This window comes from Microbispora sp. CSR-4 (assembly GCF_008033685.1).
Taxonomy (GTDB): Bacteria; Actinomycetota; Actinomycetes; order Streptosporangiales; family Streptosporangiaceae; genus Microbispora.
Map to the genome: position 1 here is coordinate 1 of NZ_VJVX01000169.1, position 1286 is coordinate 1286.

Consider the following 1286-nt stretch of genomic DNA (forward strand, 5'->3'; position numbering starts at 1 on the left):
TGATCGCCAATCGCGGTGAGATCGCCGTACGGATCGCCCGGGCCTGCGCAGACGCCGGGCTGTCCAGCGTCGCGGTCTACGCGGACCAGGATCTGGACGCGTTGCACGTGCGGGTGGCCGACGAGGCGCACGCACTCGGCGGGCAGAGCCCGGCCGAGACCTACCTCGACATCGACAAGCTCCTTTCGATCGCCAGGAAGACCGGCGCGGACGCCGTCCACCCCGGATACGGCTTCCTCGCCGAGAACGCCGGCTTCGCCCAGGCCGTGCTCGACGCCGGCCTGATCTGGATCGGCCCGCCGCCGGCGGCGATCACCGCGCTGGGCGACAAGGTCCAGGCCCGGCACATCGCGCAGCGCGTGGGCGCCCCACTCGTGGCCGGAACCCCCGACCCCGTCTCCGGGGTGGACGAGGTCGTCGCCTTCGCGCGGCAGCACGGCCTGCCGATCGCCATCAAGGCGGCGTTCGGCGGCGGCGGGCGCGGGCTCAAGGTGGCCCGCACCATGGAGGAGATCCCCGACCTGTACGAGTCCGCCGTACGCGAGGCCGTCACCGCCTTCGGGCGCGGCGAGTGCTTCGTCGAGCGCTACCTCGACAAGCCCCGGCACGTCGAGACCCAGTGCCTGGCCGACTCCCACGGCAACGTCGTCGTGGTCTCCACCCGCGACTGCTCCCTCCAGCGCCGCCATCAGAAGCTGGTGGAGGAGGCCCCGGCCCCGTTCCTGACCGGCGAGCAGCTCGAACTCCTCTACTCCTCTTCCAAGGCGATCCTGCGCGAGGCGGGCTACGTCGGCGCGGGCACGTGCGAGTTCCTCGTCGGCCAGGACGGCACGATCTCCTTCCTCGAGGTCAACACCCGCCTGCAGGTCGAGCACCCGGTCAGCGAGGAGGTCGCGGGCATCGACCTCGTGCGCGAGATGTTCCGCATCGCCGACGGCGAGGCCCTGGGCTACGACGACCCGGAGCTGCGCGGCCACTCCATCGAGTTCCGGATCAACGCCGAAGACGCGGGCCGGGGCTTCCTGCCCGCGCCGGGAACGATCACCTCGATGCGCGTCCCGTCCGGCCCCGGCGTACGGCTGGACGCGGGCTATGAGGCCGGGATGAGCGTGCCGCAGGCGTTCGACTCGCTCGTGGCCAAGCTGATCGTCACCGGCGCGACCCGTTCGCAGGCGCTGGAGAGGTCGCGCCGGGCCCTGGCCGAGTTCGAGATCGGCGGAATGCCGACCGTGGTGCCGTTCCACCGGGCCGTGGTGAACGACCCCGCCTTCACCGGCGAGCCGTTC

Annotated in this window: 1 protein-coding gene; it reads left to right on the forward strand. The window is 71.9% G+C overall.

What is annotated here, in order from left to right:
* Positions 1 to 2 precede the first annotated feature (2 nt).
* Positions 3 to 1286: acetyl/propionyl/methylcrotonyl-CoA carboxylase subunit alpha (locus FLV34_RS39260; RefSeq protein ID WP_261986084.1), on the forward strand; the 1284-nt coding region annotated here is incomplete at its 3' end.